We start from the raw sequence: 14,597 nt of genomic DNA, 5'->3' as shown, positions 1-14,597 counted from the left end.
CTCAATTTACACCCAATCATTCAGATGCATCGAGGCGGCAATTGAGTGAATCCCCGGGAGCGTACATAAGTCCGTGACCAGGGTAAACGCAAGCAGCCAACCAAGAGGCAGCCTGAAGGATTAAGTGTGGGGGGAATTATGACCGGTCCAACCATTATCAAGCTACAGGATGGTAACGTCATGCCGCAACTGGGCCTGGGGGTCTGGAAGGCAAGCAACGAAGAAGTCATCACCGCCATTCATAAAGCGCTGGAAGTAGGGTATCGCTCAATTGATACCGCTGCGGCGTACAAAAACGAAGAAGGAGTCGGCAAAGCAATACGCGATGCTGGCGTACCGCGCGAAGAGTTATTCATTACCACCAAGTTGTGGAATGATGACCAGAAACGCCCGCGGGAAGCGTTGCTCGAAAGCATGGAGAAACTCCAGCTCGATTACCTCGATCTCTACCTGATGCACTGGCCAGTCCCGGCGATCGATCACTACGTTGAAGCGTGGGAAAACATGATCGACCTGCAAAAAGAGGGGCTGATTAAGAGCATCGGCGTGTGCAACTTTCAGATCAATCATCTCCAGCGCCTGATGGATGAAACCGGCGTACCTCCGGTGATTAACCAGATAGAACTTCACCCGCTTATGCAGCAACGCCAGCTTCACGCCTGGAACGCAACGCATAAAATCCAGACCGAATCCTGGAGCCCGCTGGCGCAAGGCGGTAAAGATGTATTTGATCAAAAGATCATCCGTGACCTCGCTGAAAAATATGGCAAATCACCGGCGCAGGTCGTCATTCGCTGGCATCTGGATAGCGGCCTGGTGGTTATCCCGAAATCCGTCACCCCTGCCCGCATTGCCGAGAACTTCAACGTCTGGGACTTCCGCCTGGACAAAGATGAACTCGGTGAAATCGCAAAACTCGATCAAGGTAAACGCCTGGGTCCTGACCCGGATCAGTTCGGCGGTTAATCTCTCCTCTCCAGCCCGGCATTGCCGTCGGGCTTTTCCCTTGCCGAAATATTAAGAAACAATAAACGCACAACTATAGATGTATTTATGGCACATCCACGTGCAGCATTACGCAATATAACTTACTAATTATTCAGCAATAATATTGATCTCATGAATACATCACAAATATCTATAGGTGCGTGACCATGGCGGAAAAAACACAGCAAGGCGTCAAATGGTTCCCATTGATTCTTATACTATTTATTTCTGCCGGGCTCTGGCAGCTTACCCCACCCAGTGGGTTAAGTGCGCCAGCCAGGCATTCAGCCATTATCTTCGTTGCTACCATTGCTTCTATCGTGGCAAAAGTTCTGCCTATTGGCGCAGTCGGCATTATCGGTATTACCGTTTTTGCCCTCGCTTATGCTGCCGGGGATAAAACCGCCAGCGGCGCCATTACCACTGCACTGAGCGAACTGAACAGTTCGCTAATCTGGCTGATTGTCGTCGCCTTTATGATTGCCCGCGGGTTTATCAAAACCGGCCTCGGTCGACGTATTGCACTGCAGATGATCCGCCTGCTCGGCAAGCGCACGCTGGGACTCGCCTACGGACTGGCGTTTGCGGATCTGATACTTTCCCCCGCAATGCCAAGCAATACGGCACGCTGCGGCGGCGTCATCTATCCGATTGCCGACTCTCTGGCGCGCAGTTTCCATTCGAACCCGGAAGATGAATCCCGCAGTAAGATCGGCACCTTTCTTATCACCTGTATTGGCAACGTCAACGACGTCACCGCCGCGCTCTTTATGACCGGCTATACCGGCAACCTGTTGGCAGTGAAACTGGCAGCCAACGCGGGGGTCACGCTCACCTGGGGCAGTTGGTTTATGGCGGCGCTGCTGCCTTGCCTGGTTTCCTTACTGCTGGTTCCATTACTGGTCTACTGGATTGTGCGCCCGGAAATTAAACACACGCCGGATGCCCCGAATCTGGCGCGTAAAGAGCTGGCGGAAATGGGCCGTATGTCACGCGGTGAATGGCTGATGCTGGCTACCGTCGGTGTCCTGCTGGTGCTGTGGATTTTTGGTGATACGCTGGGCGTCGACGCCACCACCGCCTCATTTGTTGGTTTATCCATCTTGCTGCTCAGTGGCGTTCTAAGCTGGGAAGATGTCAAAAGCGAGAAAGGTGCGTGGGATACGTTGATCTGGTTTGCCGCACTATTGATGATGGCGAACCAGTTGAAAAAACTGGGCTTTACCACCTGGTTTGGCAACCTGATTGGCGATAGCCTGAGCAGTACCATGCATGGGACCAGTTGGGTGGTTGTCCTGCTGCTGCTCAACGCCGCGTACTTTTATACTCACTACTTTTTTGCCAGCGGTAATGCGCAGATTGCGGCGCTGTACGCCGTTTTCCTCGGCGTCGGTCTGCATCTGAATATCCCCGCAGCGCCTACGGCGTTGATGCTGGCCTTCACCAGTAGCCTGTACTGTTCCCTCACTCAGTACACCCACGCTCGCGTCCCGATTCTGTTTGGTGCCGGGTACGTTCCAACGGGCGTCTGGTGGCGCACAGGATTCATCATCAGCCTGTTTAATCAAGCCGTCTTTATCACCGTAGGGCTGATGTGGTGGAAGATGCTGGGTCTGTACTAAACTGACTGCGTCCTGACGAAACGTCTTATCTACGGAGAAAAGGAATGACCTGTATTTTCTGTCAAATTGTTGAAGGTAAAGCGCCCTGCCATAAAGTCTGGGAAGACGAGCACCACCTGGCCTTTCTGTCGATTTTCCCGAACACCGACGGTTTTACCGTGGTGATCCCGAAAAAGCACTACCCCAGCTATGCATTTGATATGCCGCCGCAGGCACTGGCAGACCTGATGCTGGCGACCCAAAAGGTGGCGAAAAAACTGGATAACGCTTTCCCGGACGTCAGCCGTACAGGGATGTTTTTCGAAGGGTTTGGCGTGGATCATGTGCACAGTAAGCTCAGCCCTATGCATGGCACAGGTGATTTGACGCACTGGAAACCAATTGAGTCCCGGCAGACTAAATTTTTCGAGCAGTATGAAGGGTACCTGTCGTCACATGACCACGAACGGGCTGACGATGAAAAACTGGCCGCATTAGCGGCCAGAATTCGCGAAGCATAAATACGGAGCACGTCTGCCGGATGGCGGTGCAAGCACCTTATCCGGCCTACAAAACTGTGCAGTTCGTAGGCCTGGTCCACACTTCACCACCAGGTAAGACCGTTTAACGTCCCGCAACCTTACCGCGTTTTTTATTCGCCGCAGGTGTCTGACGCTGGTGCGCGACCGGCGTATGCTTGGTCAGAGCCGGGCGGGTGTGGCGGTTCTGGCGACGTGCTTCACGCATCTCTTCCAGCGTCGGGGCCGGAACCAGACATTCGCGACGACCGCCAATCAGATGCTTTTTCCCCATATCTTCCAGCGCCTGACGGATTAACGGCCAGTTAGCAGGATCATGGTAACGCAGCAGCGCTTTATGCAGACGGCGCTGTTTATCACCTCTTGGCACCACCACATCTTCACTCTTATAACCAATTTTGCCCAACGGGTTTTTCCCGGTGTAATACATGGTTGTAGAGTTTGCCAGCGGTGATGGGTAGAAGTTCTGCACTTGATCCAAACGGAAACGACGCTGTTTCAGCCACAGAGCCAGATTCACCATATCCTCATCACGCGTACCCGGGTGCGCAGAGATAAAATAGGGGATCAGGTACTGCTCTTTACCGGCCTGTTTAGAGTAGGTATCAAACAACTCTTTAAAGCGGTCGTAGCTGCCCATCCCCGGCTTCATCATCTTCGACAATGGGCCTTCTTCGGTATGCTCTGGCGCAATCTTCAGATAGCCGCCAACGTGGTGGGTCGCCAGCTCTTTGATATAGCGTGGGTCTTCAACCGCGATGTCATAACGCACGCCCGAAGCGATGAGGATCTTTTTAATGCCTTTCAAATCACGTGCACGGCGATAGAGGTTAATCGTCGGTTCGTGGTTGGTGTCCATGTGCGGACAGATATCCGGGTAGACGCATGACAAACGGCGGCAGGTCTGCTCCGCGCGCGGTGACTTGCAGCGCAGCATATACATGTTTGCCGTTGGACCACCGAGATCGGAAATCACGCCGGTAAAGCCCGGAACGGTATCGCGAATGGCTTCGATCTCATTGATGATCGAATCTTCAGAACGGCTCTGGATAATGCGCCCTTCGTGCTCGGTGATCGAACAGAACGAACAACCACCAAAACAGCCACGCATGATATTGATCGAAAAACGGATCATCTCATAGGCGGGAATACGGCTGCTACCGTATGCCGGATGCGGTACACGCTTGTACGGCAGTGCAAAGACGCTGTCCATTTCTTCAGTCGACAACGGGATCGCTGGCGGGTTAACCCAAATATAGCGATCGCCATGCTTTTGCATCAGCGCTCGTGCGCAGCCTGGGTTCGTTTCGTGGTGCAGAATACGCGACGCATGGGCGTACAGTACTTTGTCGCTCTTCACTTTCTCGAAAGACGGCAACAGTACGTAGGTTTTTTCCCACGGCTTCGGACGCGGCGGCTGTACGGTTACCGCTTTCGCTTCTTGTTTTTTCGGTGCCACCGGTTTGTTGTCAGCACACGGCAAGTCTTCGCCATACGGATGGGGGATGGGGTCAATTTTTCCTGGCATATCCAGACGCGTGGAATCCACCCCGCTCCAGCCCGGCAGCGCTTCTTTGACCATAATCGCGGTATTCCGCACGTCGCGGATCTGATCAATGGTTTCGCCCATCGCCAGACGGTGTGCGACTTCCACCAATGGGCGTTCGCCGTTGCCAAACATCAGCATGTCAGCTTTTGAATCCACCAGCACGGAACGACGCACGGTATCTGACCAGTAATCGTAATGTGCAGTACGGCGCAGGCTGGCTTCAATACCGCCGAGAATAACCGGCACATCTTTCCAGGCTTCTTTACAGCGCTGGGTATAAACCAGCGTCGCGCGGTCCGGGCGTTTACCCGCCACGTTGTCCGGCGTATAGGCATCGTCATGGCGCAGTCGGCGATCGGCGGTATAACGATTGATCATCGAATCCATGTTGCCGGCGGTTACGCCGAAGAACAGATTCGGTTTGCCCAGACGCATAAAGTCATCTTTGCTGTTCCACTCCGGCTGGGCGATGATCCCCACGCGAAAGCCCTGCGCTTCCAGCATGCGACCGCAAATAGCCATGCCGAAGCTCGGGTGATCGACGTACGCATCGCCGGTAACCAGAATGATGTCGCAGCTATCCCAGCCAAGTTGATCCATTTCGTCGCGTGACATCGGCAAAAATGGTGCCGGCCCAAAGCAGGCGGCCCAGTACTGCGGCCAGGAGAAAAGGTCTCTGTCCGGTTGGATCAGGGATATTGCGCTCATAATGCTTCCAAAAAAATGGTAAAAAAATAATCAAAGGCCGGGGATTATACGCTGGATCAACAAGGGAAATGAAGGAGTATTGTAAGGATGTTAAATTTCATCTCTGCTGGTGCTACGCTGACCGTGCCTGTGCTTTCGCACGGCCCAGGCCGGGTTAGGCGAAACCGCCACCCGGCACAGGAATATCCGTTACGGAGCCGGATTCACCAGCATCTGGCCAATAGAACCACGGTCTGCCATTTCCAGCGTCTGGCTGTTGAAGTAGAACGGGAAATGCGCCCAGGAAGGCTGTCCATAATAGACCAGCAACTCCACTTGCCCATCAACCCAAACGGTATCTTTCCAGCCACGGTCTTCCGGGAACGGCATCGCGCCATTCACATTACGGATCAGGAACGAAACACCTTCAATATGGAACGACTGCGGCATATCTGCGCGCACGGTCCAGCGCTCCCAGGAGCCCTGCTGCGCCGTGATATCCATGCGATTGACATCCCACAGTTGGCCATTGATTCCGGGATCGTCATCAAGGCTAATATCACGGCTGCGAATCGGCGAACCGCTCAAAATTTCGGTGGGTAACAGACGCATTGGCAGGCTATCCGTTACCAGCGGCAGAAGCCCGGTTGGTCGCAGAGTCAGTACCAGCGTGGAGATCAGGATACTGGAAGGTTCAAAGAAACCACGGATCCTGTCAACAATACTGGCCGCCTCGCCGCAGGTAATCGAAACCTCATCACCGTTGGTCATATCAACCAGAATCTCACGTCGCTCACCTGGCGCCAGCGAAAGCTGCTTCACCGAAACCGGCGCGGGTAAAAACCCCTGATCGCCTGAGATAACATGCAGCGCACGACCATCGCTCATTTTCAGCAGATAACGACGCGAGTTTGAGGCATTCAGCAAACGTAAACGCACCCAGCCACGGGACACTTCGACATACGGACTTTGCGCCCCGTTGACCAGAAGAGTATCCCCCACAAACCCCCCGCTGCCCGGCTCGCTATATTCTGGCGTACCGAAGTTATCCAGGCGCTTATCCTGAATAATGACTGGAAAATCATCCACGCCATAGTGGTTAGGGATCGGCAGTGATTTACTCACTTCATCTTCAACCAGCCACATCCCGGCAAGGCCGTTATAGACCTGCTGGGCAGTGCGATTTGGCGTATTGGCGTGATACCACAAGGTCGCAGCGCTCTGGCGGATCGGCAGCACGGGCGCCCAGTCCGCATTAGGCGACATCATACGCGCCGGCCCCCCCATAAGAGGACCTGGCACCTGTAATCCGGCAACGGTCATTGAGACATTTTCTGTCAGACGGTTGCTGTAGATAAGCTTGACGTCATCGCCTTTCCAGACGCGGATTGTCGGCCCCAGGTAGCGCCCGTTAACACCCCAGACAGGTGCGCGCGTGCCAGGCGTAAACGACCAGTGCGCGCGTTGCAGCGTCATAAATAGCGGCTGTCCCCGACGGGACTCCAGCAGGGGGGGGACAGGTAGCGGTTGTTGCTGACCGGCAGCATTAGCCTTCAGCGGAACAGCACCTGCACACAATGCGATCCCCGATGCCTGAATGAACTGACGCCGACTGAATGACATATAAGCTCCATGAAAAACTGGCGATTAACACGCAGGAAATCATTTCCTGTAACAAACCCGAAATGAGCGAATTAAACCTTACCGGCAGCTTCCCGCTCAGCAACTTCTTTATCGAGTTCTGCGATTTTTTGTTCCATCAGCGTGCGGCAATGCGCTGCCAGTTCACGAACCTGATCTTTACCAAAATGACTGATATCCACTGGCGGCAGCATCTCTACAATCGCCAGCCCATTATTCAGCCGGTTCAATTTGATCTTATTAGAAGTCGTTGAAACGCAAACAGGGATAACCGGGACACCTGCAGCAATTGCCGCATGGAACGCACCTGTTTTAAACGGCAGCAGACCACGGCCACGGCTACGCGTTCCTTCAGGGAACATCCAGATAGAGATACGACGCTTTTTAAAGTGGTTCACAACCGCCGCAATGGTGCTGTGCGCTTTGGCGCGGTTATTTCTGTCGATCAACAGATTACCGGTGAGCCAGTACAGCTGTCCGAAGAAAGGGATCCACAACAGGCTTTTTTTACCTACTGTGACCGTCGGCGGCTGAACGATATTCGCTGCGGTAACCATGTCATAGTTATTCTGGTGGTTACAAATATAGATAGCATTACCATAGTTCTTGGCGTCAGGCGGCATGCGACACTCGACCTTCAGGCCATACAGGGGAGCCAGGCGACCAAACATATGGCCGAACGTCGCAACGTGTTTTGGATTTCTTGGGCTGAACAGACAGTATATGCAACCGAAAATACAGACCAAAATGCAGTAAATAACAGTAATAATTAAACGAAAAATATATAGCATAACAACCTCTAAAGGCCTAAGAGCCCGGCATTCTACGTCACCTGATTCCGGATACTGCATCAGGTTAGGGCATTGTTAAGAGCGGCTCTCTGGAAAAGCGTATTGTTAATCGCAACGCACGAATAAACAACGGTTTCACGGGAATTTTTAAAACAAGCTCTCCCTGTGCGAAAACAGGGAGAGCCAGACGCTGGCGTTATTCTTCGCTGTCGCCGTGACTGGCGCGTCGAGGCGAGTCAATCTCAACACGGTCGATGCGTTGCAGACCGCGCATGAGCGTACCGCGACGACCACGCTCGCCGGTTACCTTCTGTAGCTCTTCAGGACGCAGTTTAATTTTGCGTTTCCCGACGTGGATAGTCAGCGTGCTTTGCGGCGGCAGCACGTAGAGTTGTGCCAGACCATCTTCGCCTTTCGCCGCTTCCGCAGAAGGAATATTGATTATCTTGTTCCCTTTGCCTTTCGACAACTGCGGCAAATCGCTCACCGGGAACATCAACATGCGACCCGCATGGGTAATAGCCAGCAGCATATCGGTTTCATCTTCAATCACCACCGGCGGCATAACATGCGCGTTTTCCGGCAGCGTAATCAATGCCTTGCCCGCACGGTTACGCGCGACGAGGTCATTGAAGGTGCAGACAAAACCGTAACCGGCATCAGATGCCATCAGCAGTTTCTGATCGTCGCCTTCCATCAGCATATGCTCAACCGTCGCGCCCGGTGGCAGCGTGAGTTTACCGGTCAACGGTTCCCCCTGCCCCCGTGCCGACGGCAGCGTAATTGGGTCGATAGCATAGCTACGCCCGGTTGAGTCAACGAATACGACCGGCTGGTTGCTCTTCCCTTTCACCGCCGATTTAAAGCTATCACCCGCTTTATAGCTTAAGCCAGGAGCATCGATATCGTGGCCTTTCGCACTTCGCACCCAGCCACTCTGGGACAGCACAATGGTCACCGGCTCAGACGGTAACATGTCGTGCTCGCTCATCGCCTTCGCTTCTTCACGCTCCCGCAATGGAGAACGGCGATCGTCACCATAGGCATCCGCATCCGCCTGCAGTTCTTTCTTCAGCAGGTTACTCATTTTGCGTTCAGAGGCCAGAATGCCCTGCAGTTGATCGCGCTCTTTAGCCAGTTCGTCCTGCTCACCACGGATTTTCATCTCTTCCAGTTTGGCAAGGTGACGTAATTTCAGCTCAAGAATGGCTTCCGCCTGAGTTTCTGAAATACCAAACCGCGACATCAGCTCGGGTTTAGGTTCATCTTCATGACGAATAATTTCAATGACTTCGTCAATGTTGAGGAACGCTATCAGCAAACCTTCAAGAATGTGCAGGCGTTTGAGTACTTTCTCCAGGCGATAGTTCAGGCGGCGGCGCACGGTATCGCGACGGAACGTCAGCCACTCGGTGAGGATCTCCAGTAGGTTTTTAACTGCCGGACGACCGTCGAGGCCAATCATGTTCAGGTTAATGCGATAGCTTTTTTCCAGATCGGTAGTGGCAAACAGATGGTTCATCACCTGTTCCATATCCACGCGATTCGACCGCGGGACAATCACCAGACGAGTCGGGTTTTCGTGATCCGATTCATCGCGCAGGTCGTCTACCATTGGCAGCTTTTTATTGCGCATTTGAGCCGCGATCTGCTCCAGTACTTTTGCCCCAGAAACCTGATGCGGCAGCGCGGAAATCACTACCGCGCCATCTTCTTTCGTCCATACCGCACGCATGCGAACAGAGCCGCGTCCGTTTTCGTAAATCTTACGAATCTCCGCACGCGAGGTAATGATCTCTGCTTCGGTCGGATAATCCGGCCCCTGTACGATATCCAGCAGCTGATCCAGCGTCGTTTTCGGCTGTTCAATCAGCGTAATTGCCGCTTTGGCCACTTCACGCAGGTTATGCGGTGGAATATCCGTCGCCATACCCACGGCAATCCCGGTCGTGCCGTTCAGCAGGATATTCGGCAGACGCGCAGGCAGCATTTTCGGCTCCTGCATGGTGCCGTCGAAGTTTGGCACCCAATCCGATGTTCCCTGACCGAGTTCACCCAGCAGGACTTCTGCATATTTCGACAGGCGGGATTCCGTGTAACGCATCGCGGCGAAGGATTTCGGATCGTCTGGCGCCCCCCAGTTCCCCTGCCCGTCAACCAGCGGATAACGGTAAGAGAAGGGCTGGGCCATCAGCACCATCGCTTCATAGCAGGCACTGTCGCCGTGCGGATGGTATTTACCCAATACGTCACCGACGGTACGGGCGGATTTTTTAAACTTGGCGCTGGCGTTCAGCCCCAGTTCGGACATCGCGTAAACGATGCGACGCTGAACAGGTTTCAGACCATCACCAATAAACGGTAACGCCCTGTCCATGATGACGTACATGGAGTAGTTCAGATAGGCGTTTTCCGTGAATTCATGCAGCGCAAGGCGCTCTGCCATATCGCTCATTAATCGTGGTTCCTCAACTTATACCCGTCTATTGAAGGGCAATATTGCCGCAGATACTACCCTATCTGGCGTGTTGAGTCACAAAGTTCAGTGGATTTGGCGACGCAGAAATAACAATGCATCGCCAGGAATTGATTGTGAACAACGCTATACCAACGGCAAATAAATATCCGTGAGTAACTCGTGTTCGGCAACCTCATGCACGAAATTGAGATACTGGAAATAGACCGGGAAATCACGCAATGTTTCACCGCTACCCGGTAACCATTCCCGGAAAAGAAACCACACGCTGTCAGAAAGCGTGTCCAACGCCCCCTCGTGGCGCACTACCGCACAGCGTCCGGCAGGAATCTCACTGTTCACGACGCCAAACGCATTTTCGGGGACCGCCTGGCTGACGCTACCGCAAATATCAAAACGAAACTCTGCCGGCGGCGTGCTCTGTGGGTCATGCCAGGCAATGCCAAATGTCTGGCTGCCAGCAACCGGTGACAAGCCCGTCGTGCGTCGCCATTCGATAAACTTTGCGGCGCTGGCGTTAACCAAATCCGGATGGCCCCGATGCGTTAACATCGCCACCTGAATACGAGGGACATCGACAATTTTTACGTCCATTACGTGCTGCTCCTGAAATACCTGCTTAGGAATACGCTGGTGCCAGTCCAGCCAGTCCGGGGTTTGCCGGAACTGGCGAGGGCTTTTACCAAACGCAGTTTTGAAAGCACGTGTGAACGACTCCGGATTCTGAAACCCGGCATCCAGCGCAATATCAATGACTTTATCCTGCGGGTTAAACGCCAGTCGCCATGAAGCACGGCGCAGACGAAGCCACTGGATATAGCGATAAAGCGGTTGGCCACTCCAGGCAGTAAACTGCCGATGAAAATGAAATGGCGAACTGTGCGCCATTCGGCTTAACGCCTCAAGTGTAAGGGGCTCATCCAGATGACGCTCAATGTGTTCACAAACACACCGCAATCGTCTGGCATAAGCCGCGCTGAATCGGTCATTCATCACTGCCTCCTTGTGGCTTATTCTGTCCACCTGGCCGCATTGAATCCTGACCGTTCTTGCGCACTCTTCGTAGGATTACGGATTTACTTTGCGGATTTGTTTCACGTCGATTTCAACGGAGTTCCAGTCTTTATCCACTTCACCCTGAATTTCAACCGTATCCTGCGGGCCGACGGTTACGCCGTTCCAGCGTTTATGGTCGATATCCACATTAACCGTGCCAGTGGCATCCTTAAACAGGTACAGATCGTCGGAAATACGTTCAACGATGTTCCCGCGCAACGTGACCCAGGTGTCATCACGCAGTGATTTTGCACTTTCAACAGTGGTACTGCTGCCGTTCGGGCCAGTAAACCCGCCATTTTGACTTTGCGTCGTCGTAGGTCCAGAGAAACCGCCCTGCTGTGCGGCAAAAACAGGTGCGGAACACAATGCCATCACAGCAACCATTGCAGCTAATTTTTTCATCTTCATGTCTCCCTTTCATGTTGGTTTACGACTATTTAATAAGTTAATCCTTAACAAGTTCTTAAGGCAAAAAAAGATACTTTTTTTGCTGTACAGAGACCGTTATCACAAGGTTTACTGTCGGCAAAGAGCGTTATCGCAGGGAAGAACATATGCGTATTTTACTGATCGAAGATGACACATTGATTGGCGATGGCCTTAAAACAGGTCTGAGTAAAATGGGTTTCAGCATCGACTGGTTTACCGAAGGTCGTCAGGGAAAAGAAGCGCTGTACAGCGCCCCTTATGATGCGGTGATCCTTGACCTGACGCTGCCTGGTATCGACGGGCGCGATATCCTGCGCGAATGGCGGACAAAAGGTAAGCAAGAGCCTGTGCTGATTCTGACGGCTCGGGATGCGCTGACAGAACGCGTTGAAGGCCTGCGCCTGGGCGCGGATGACTATCTGTGCAAACCCTTTGCACTCATCGAGGTTGCCGCCAGACTGGAAGCATTGGTACGCCGCGCCAGCGGCCAGGCCAGCAACACTCTGAGCCATGGTCAGGTCTCGCTTGATCCCGGCGCGCTGGTCGCGACAGCCGCAGGTGAACCTTTGTCACTCAAACCCAAAGAGTTCGCCCTACTGGAACTATTGATGCGTAATAAAGGCCGCGTGCTGCCCCGCAAACTGATCGAAGAAAAACTGTATAACTGGGATGAAAACGTCTCCAGCAACGCCGTTGAAGTGCACGTCCACCACTTACGCCGTAAGCTAGGCAGCGACTTTATCCGCACTGTACATGGTATTGGCTACACCTTGGGTGACGCATGAAACTCACACAACGCCTCAGCCTGCGCGTCAGGCTAACGCTTATATTCATGATTTTGGTTTTAGTGACCTGGCTGATTTCCAGCTTTGTCGCCTGGAAGCAAACGACCGATAACGTGAATGAGATGTTCGACACGCAACAGATGCTGTTCGCCAAACGCCTTATCACGCTGGATCTCGATGAACTAAAAGCCTCTGAACGCATAGCGCATACCCCGAAAAAATTCAAACATGGTCATATTGACGACGATGTTCTGACCTTTGCGGCCTACACGCCAGAAGGGAAAATGGTTCTTCACGATGGCGACAATGGCCAGTACATTCCCTATAGCTATCGCCGGGAAGGTTTTGACGATGGCTATCTGAATGGCGACAACGATAAATGGCGTTTTGTCTGGCTGACTTCCGCAGATAAAAAGTATCGAATCGTTGTCGGCCAGGAATGGGAATATCGTGAAGATATGGCTTTAGCGATTGTGACAGCACAATTGGTGCCGTGGTTGGTCGCTTTGCCGCTGATGCTGTTAATCCTGATTGTGTTGTTAAGTCTTGAACTTAAACCACTGAAAAAACTGGCGCAGGCGCTACGTTTACGCGACCCGGAATCAGAAGAACCGCTCAGTTTGAAAGGCATTCCTGGCGAGGTCCGCCCGTTGGTTGAATCACTCAATCAACTTTTCACTCGTATTCATACCACCATGGTGCGTGAACGGCGCTTTACTTCAGATGCTGCTCACGAGCTGCGTAGTCCGCTGACGGCGTTGAAAGTGCAAACCGAAGTGGCGCAACTGTCTGACGATGATCCTCAGGCAAGGCAAAAAGCCTTAATGCAGATGCAGGCCGGGATCGATCGCGCCACGCGTCTGGTCGATCAGTTACTGACGCTTTCGCGCCTTGACTCCCTCGACAACCTTCAGGATGTAGCGGAAATCTCGCTGGAGGAGTTGCTGCAATCTTCAGTGATGGATATCTACCATTCGGCCCGGCAGGCGCATATTGATGTGCGTTTGCAGATTAACGCCCACGATATCAAGCGTATGGGACAACCCTTGTTACTCAGCCTGATGGTGCGGAATCTGCTGGATAATGCGATTCGCTACAGCCCGCAGGGTAGCATTGTGGAAGTGACGCTCAACGCCCGCTATTTTAGCGTCAAAGATAACGGCCCGGGCGTGGCACCGGAAGTCCTGACGCACATTGGTGAACGCTTTTATCGTCCGCCGGGACAAAGCGTTACCGGCAGTGGTCTGGGCCTGTCGATCGTTCGTCGTATCGCGACCTTACACGGGATGTCTGCCTCGTTTGGTAATGCCCCGGAAGGCGGGTTTGAGGCCAAAATCAGCTGGTAAAGACCGCATTATTGCTAATAATGCAAAAGACTTTGCACATTTTGCTAATTTCACCGCACCGCCCGTGGGGGTAAAATCGTCCTCAAACGTATTTCCTTGAGGACACAAAATGAGCAACATTCTGATTATCAATGGTGCGAAAAAATTCGCTCACTCTAACGGTCAGTTAAACGACACCCTGACCGAGGTCGCGGATGGCCTCCTGCGCGACCTCGGGCATGATGTTAAAATCGTGCGTGCAGATGGCGATTACGACATTAAAACGCAAGTACAGAACTTCGTCTGGGCTGATGTGGTTATCTGGCAAATGCCGGGCTGGTGGATGGGTGCACCGTGGACGGTGAAAAAATACATCGATGATGTGTTTACCGAAGGTCACGGTACGCTGTACGCCAGCGATGGTCGTACACGTTCAGATGCCTCTAAAAAATACGGTTCCGGCGGGCTGATTCAGGGCAAAAAATACATGCTTTCCCTGACCTGGAACGCGCCAATGGAAGCCTTCACTGAAAAAGACCAATTCTTCCATGGTGTTGGCGTTGATGGCGTGTATCTGCCGTTCCATAAAGCAAATCAGTTCCTGGGAATGGAAGCACTGCCGACGTTTATCACCAATGACGTGATTAAAATGCCAGATGTTCCGCGTTATATCGCAGAATATCGCAAGCATCTGACCGAGATTTTTGGTTAACTAGTCACCTGGAATT

Annotated in this window: 12 protein-coding genes; 6 read left to right on the top strand and 6 right to left on the bottom strand. The window is 52.9% G+C overall.

What is annotated here, in order from left to right; genetic code table 11:
* Positions 1–138: 138 nt before the first annotated feature.
* The 3 genes from dkgA to RYZ59_RS13770 all read left to right on the top strand — a co-directional run bounded on the left by dkgA (position 139) and on the right by RYZ59_RS13770 (position 3,109).
* Positions 139–966: a 2,5-didehydrogluconate reductase DkgA gene (dkgA, locus tag RYZ59_RS13780; RefSeq protein WP_137382569.1), complete on the top strand. Its 828-nt coding sequence runs from the start codon at positions 139–141 to the stop codon at positions 964–966.
* Between the two features lie 188 nt (positions 967–1,154).
* Positions 1,155–2,609 (top strand): DASS family sodium-coupled anion symporter, encoded by a 1,455-nt coding sequence (locus tag RYZ59_RS13775; RefSeq protein ID WP_411961692.1) that lies wholly within the window; start codon positions 1,155–1,157, stop codon positions 2,607–2,609.
* Positions 2,610–2,653: 44 nt separating this feature from the next.
* On the top strand, positions 2,654–3,109 hold the full coding sequence (locus tag RYZ59_RS13770; RefSeq protein ID WP_137382567.1) for an HIT family protein: 456 nt from the start codon (positions 2,654–2,656) through the stop codon (positions 3,107–3,109).
* 103 nt (positions 3,110–3,212) lie between these two features.
* Here RYZ59_RS13770 and RYZ59_RS13765 read toward each other — a convergent pair whose 3' ends face one another.
* The 6 genes from RYZ59_RS13765 to RYZ59_RS13740 all read right to left on the bottom strand — a co-directional run bounded on the left by RYZ59_RS13765 (position 3,213) and on the right by RYZ59_RS13740 (position 11,732).
* Positions 3,213–5,384: a YgiQ family radical SAM protein gene (locus tag RYZ59_RS13765; RefSeq protein ID WP_202037744.1), complete on the bottom strand. Its 2,172-nt coding sequence runs from the start codon at positions 5,382–5,384 to the stop codon at positions 3,213–3,215.
* Positions 5,385–5,573: 189 nt separating this feature from the next.
* A complete protein-coding gene (gene ftsP, locus RYZ59_RS13760) occupies positions 5,574–6,986 on the bottom strand; it encodes a cell division protein FtsP (protein ID WP_005123112.1) in 1,413 nt (470 codons plus the stop codon).
* Positions 6,987–7,057: 71 nt separating this feature from the next.
* Positions 7,058–7,795 carry a 1-acylglycerol-3-phosphate O-acyltransferase gene (gene plsC, locus RYZ59_RS13755; RefSeq protein WP_040233973.1) on the bottom strand — a complete coding sequence of 246 codons (738 nt, stop codon included), beginning with the start codon at positions 7,793–7,795 and terminating at the stop codon, positions 7,058–7,060.
* A gap of 196 nt (positions 7,796–7,991) precedes the next feature.
* On the bottom strand, positions 7,992–10,250 hold the full coding sequence (gene parC, locus RYZ59_RS13750) for a DNA topoisomerase IV subunit A (protein ID WP_101742476.1): 2,259 nt from the start codon (positions 10,248–10,250) through the stop codon (positions 7,992–7,994).
* A 147-nt stretch (positions 10,251–10,397) separates the two neighbouring features.
* Positions 10,398–11,264: a GyrI-like domain-containing protein gene (locus RYZ59_RS13745; protein ID WP_137382564.1), complete on the bottom strand. Its 867-nt coding sequence runs from the start codon at positions 11,262–11,264 to the stop codon at positions 10,398–10,400.
* 75 nt (positions 11,265–11,339) lie between these two features.
* The gene (locus tag RYZ59_RS13740) at positions 11,340–11,732 is read right to left on the bottom strand and encodes a YgiW/YdeI family stress tolerance OB fold protein (RefSeq protein ID WP_202037742.1); all 393 of its coding nucleotides are present in this window, start codon (positions 11,730–11,732) and stop codon (positions 11,340–11,342) included.
* A gap of 152 nt (positions 11,733–11,884) precedes the next feature.
* Here RYZ59_RS13740 and qseB point away from each other — a divergent pair, with 152 nt between their 5' ends.
* The 3 genes from qseB to RYZ59_RS13725 all read left to right on the top strand — a co-directional run bounded on the left by qseB (position 11,885) and on the right by RYZ59_RS13725 (position 14,581).
* Positions 11,885–12,544: a quorum sensing response regulator transcription factor QseB gene (gene qseB / locus RYZ59_RS13735; RefSeq protein ID WP_318048647.1), complete on the top strand. Its 660-nt coding sequence runs from the start codon at positions 11,885–11,887 to the stop codon at positions 12,542–12,544.
* Positions 12,541–13,890 carry a quorum sensing histidine kinase QseC gene (qseC, locus tag RYZ59_RS13730; RefSeq protein WP_202037740.1) on the top strand — a complete coding sequence of 450 codons (1,350 nt, stop codon included), beginning with the start codon at positions 12,541–12,543 and terminating at the stop codon, positions 13,888–13,890. The genes qseB and qseC overlap by 4 nt, the downstream gene beginning before the upstream one ends.
* 109 nt (positions 13,891–13,999) lie before the next feature.
* Complete coding sequence (locus RYZ59_RS13725) at positions 14,000–14,581, top strand: NAD(P)H-dependent oxidoreductase (RefSeq protein ID WP_202037739.1); 582 nt, start codon at positions 14,000–14,002, stop codon at positions 14,579–14,581.
* Positions 14,582–14,597 lie beyond the last annotated feature (16 nt).

It is taken from the genome of Citrobacter sp. HN-141 (assembly GCF_033341895.1).
In the GTDB taxonomy this organism is placed as follows: Bacteria; Pseudomonadota; Gammaproteobacteria; order Enterobacterales; family Enterobacteriaceae; genus Citrobacter.
This window is presented reverse-complemented; position numbering and strand designations above follow the sequence as displayed.

Excerpts from the sequence above, each read along its gene's own strand:
- dkgA (WP_137382569.1), top strand. The coding sequence starts at position 139 with ATGACCGGTCCAACCATTATCAAGCTACAGGATGGTAACGTCATGCCG.
- RYZ59_RS13775 (WP_411961692.1), top strand. The coding sequence starts at position 1,155 with ATGGCGGAAAAAACACAGCAAGGCGTCAAATGGTTCCCATTGATTCTT.
- RYZ59_RS13770 (WP_137382567.1), top strand. The coding sequence starts at position 2,654 with ATGACCTGTATTTTCTGTCAAATTGTTGAAGGTAAAGCGCCCTGCCAT.
- RYZ59_RS13765 (WP_202037744.1), bottom strand. The coding sequence starts at position 5,384 with ATGAGCGCAATATCCCTGATCCAACCGGACAGAGACCTTTTCTCCTGG.
- ftsP (WP_005123112.1), bottom strand. The coding sequence starts at position 6,986 with ATGTCATTCAGTCGGCGTCAGTTCATTCAGGCATCGGGGATCGCATTG.
- plsC (WP_040233973.1), bottom strand. The coding sequence starts at position 7,795 with ATGCTATATATTTTTCGTTTAATTATTACTGTTATTTACTGCATTTTG.
- parC (WP_101742476.1), bottom strand. The coding sequence starts at position 10,250 with ATGAGCGATATGGCAGAGCGCCTTGCGCTGCATGAATTCACGGAAAAC.
- RYZ59_RS13745 (WP_137382564.1), bottom strand. The coding sequence starts at position 11,264 with ATGAATGACCGATTCAGCGCGGCTTATGCCAGACGATTGCGGTGTGTT.
- RYZ59_RS13740 (WP_202037742.1), bottom strand. The coding sequence starts at position 11,732 with ATGAAAAAATTAGCTGCAATGGTTGCTGTGATGGCATTGTGTTCCGCA.
- qseB (WP_318048647.1), top strand. The coding sequence starts at position 11,885 with ATGCGTATTTTACTGATCGAAGATGACACATTGATTGGCGATGGCCTT.
- qseC (WP_202037740.1), top strand. The coding sequence starts at position 12,541 with ATGAAACTCACACAACGCCTCAGCCTGCGCGTCAGGCTAACGCTTATA.
- RYZ59_RS13725 (WP_202037739.1), top strand. The coding sequence starts at position 14,000 with ATGAGCAACATTCTGATTATCAATGGTGCGAAAAAATTCGCTCACTCT.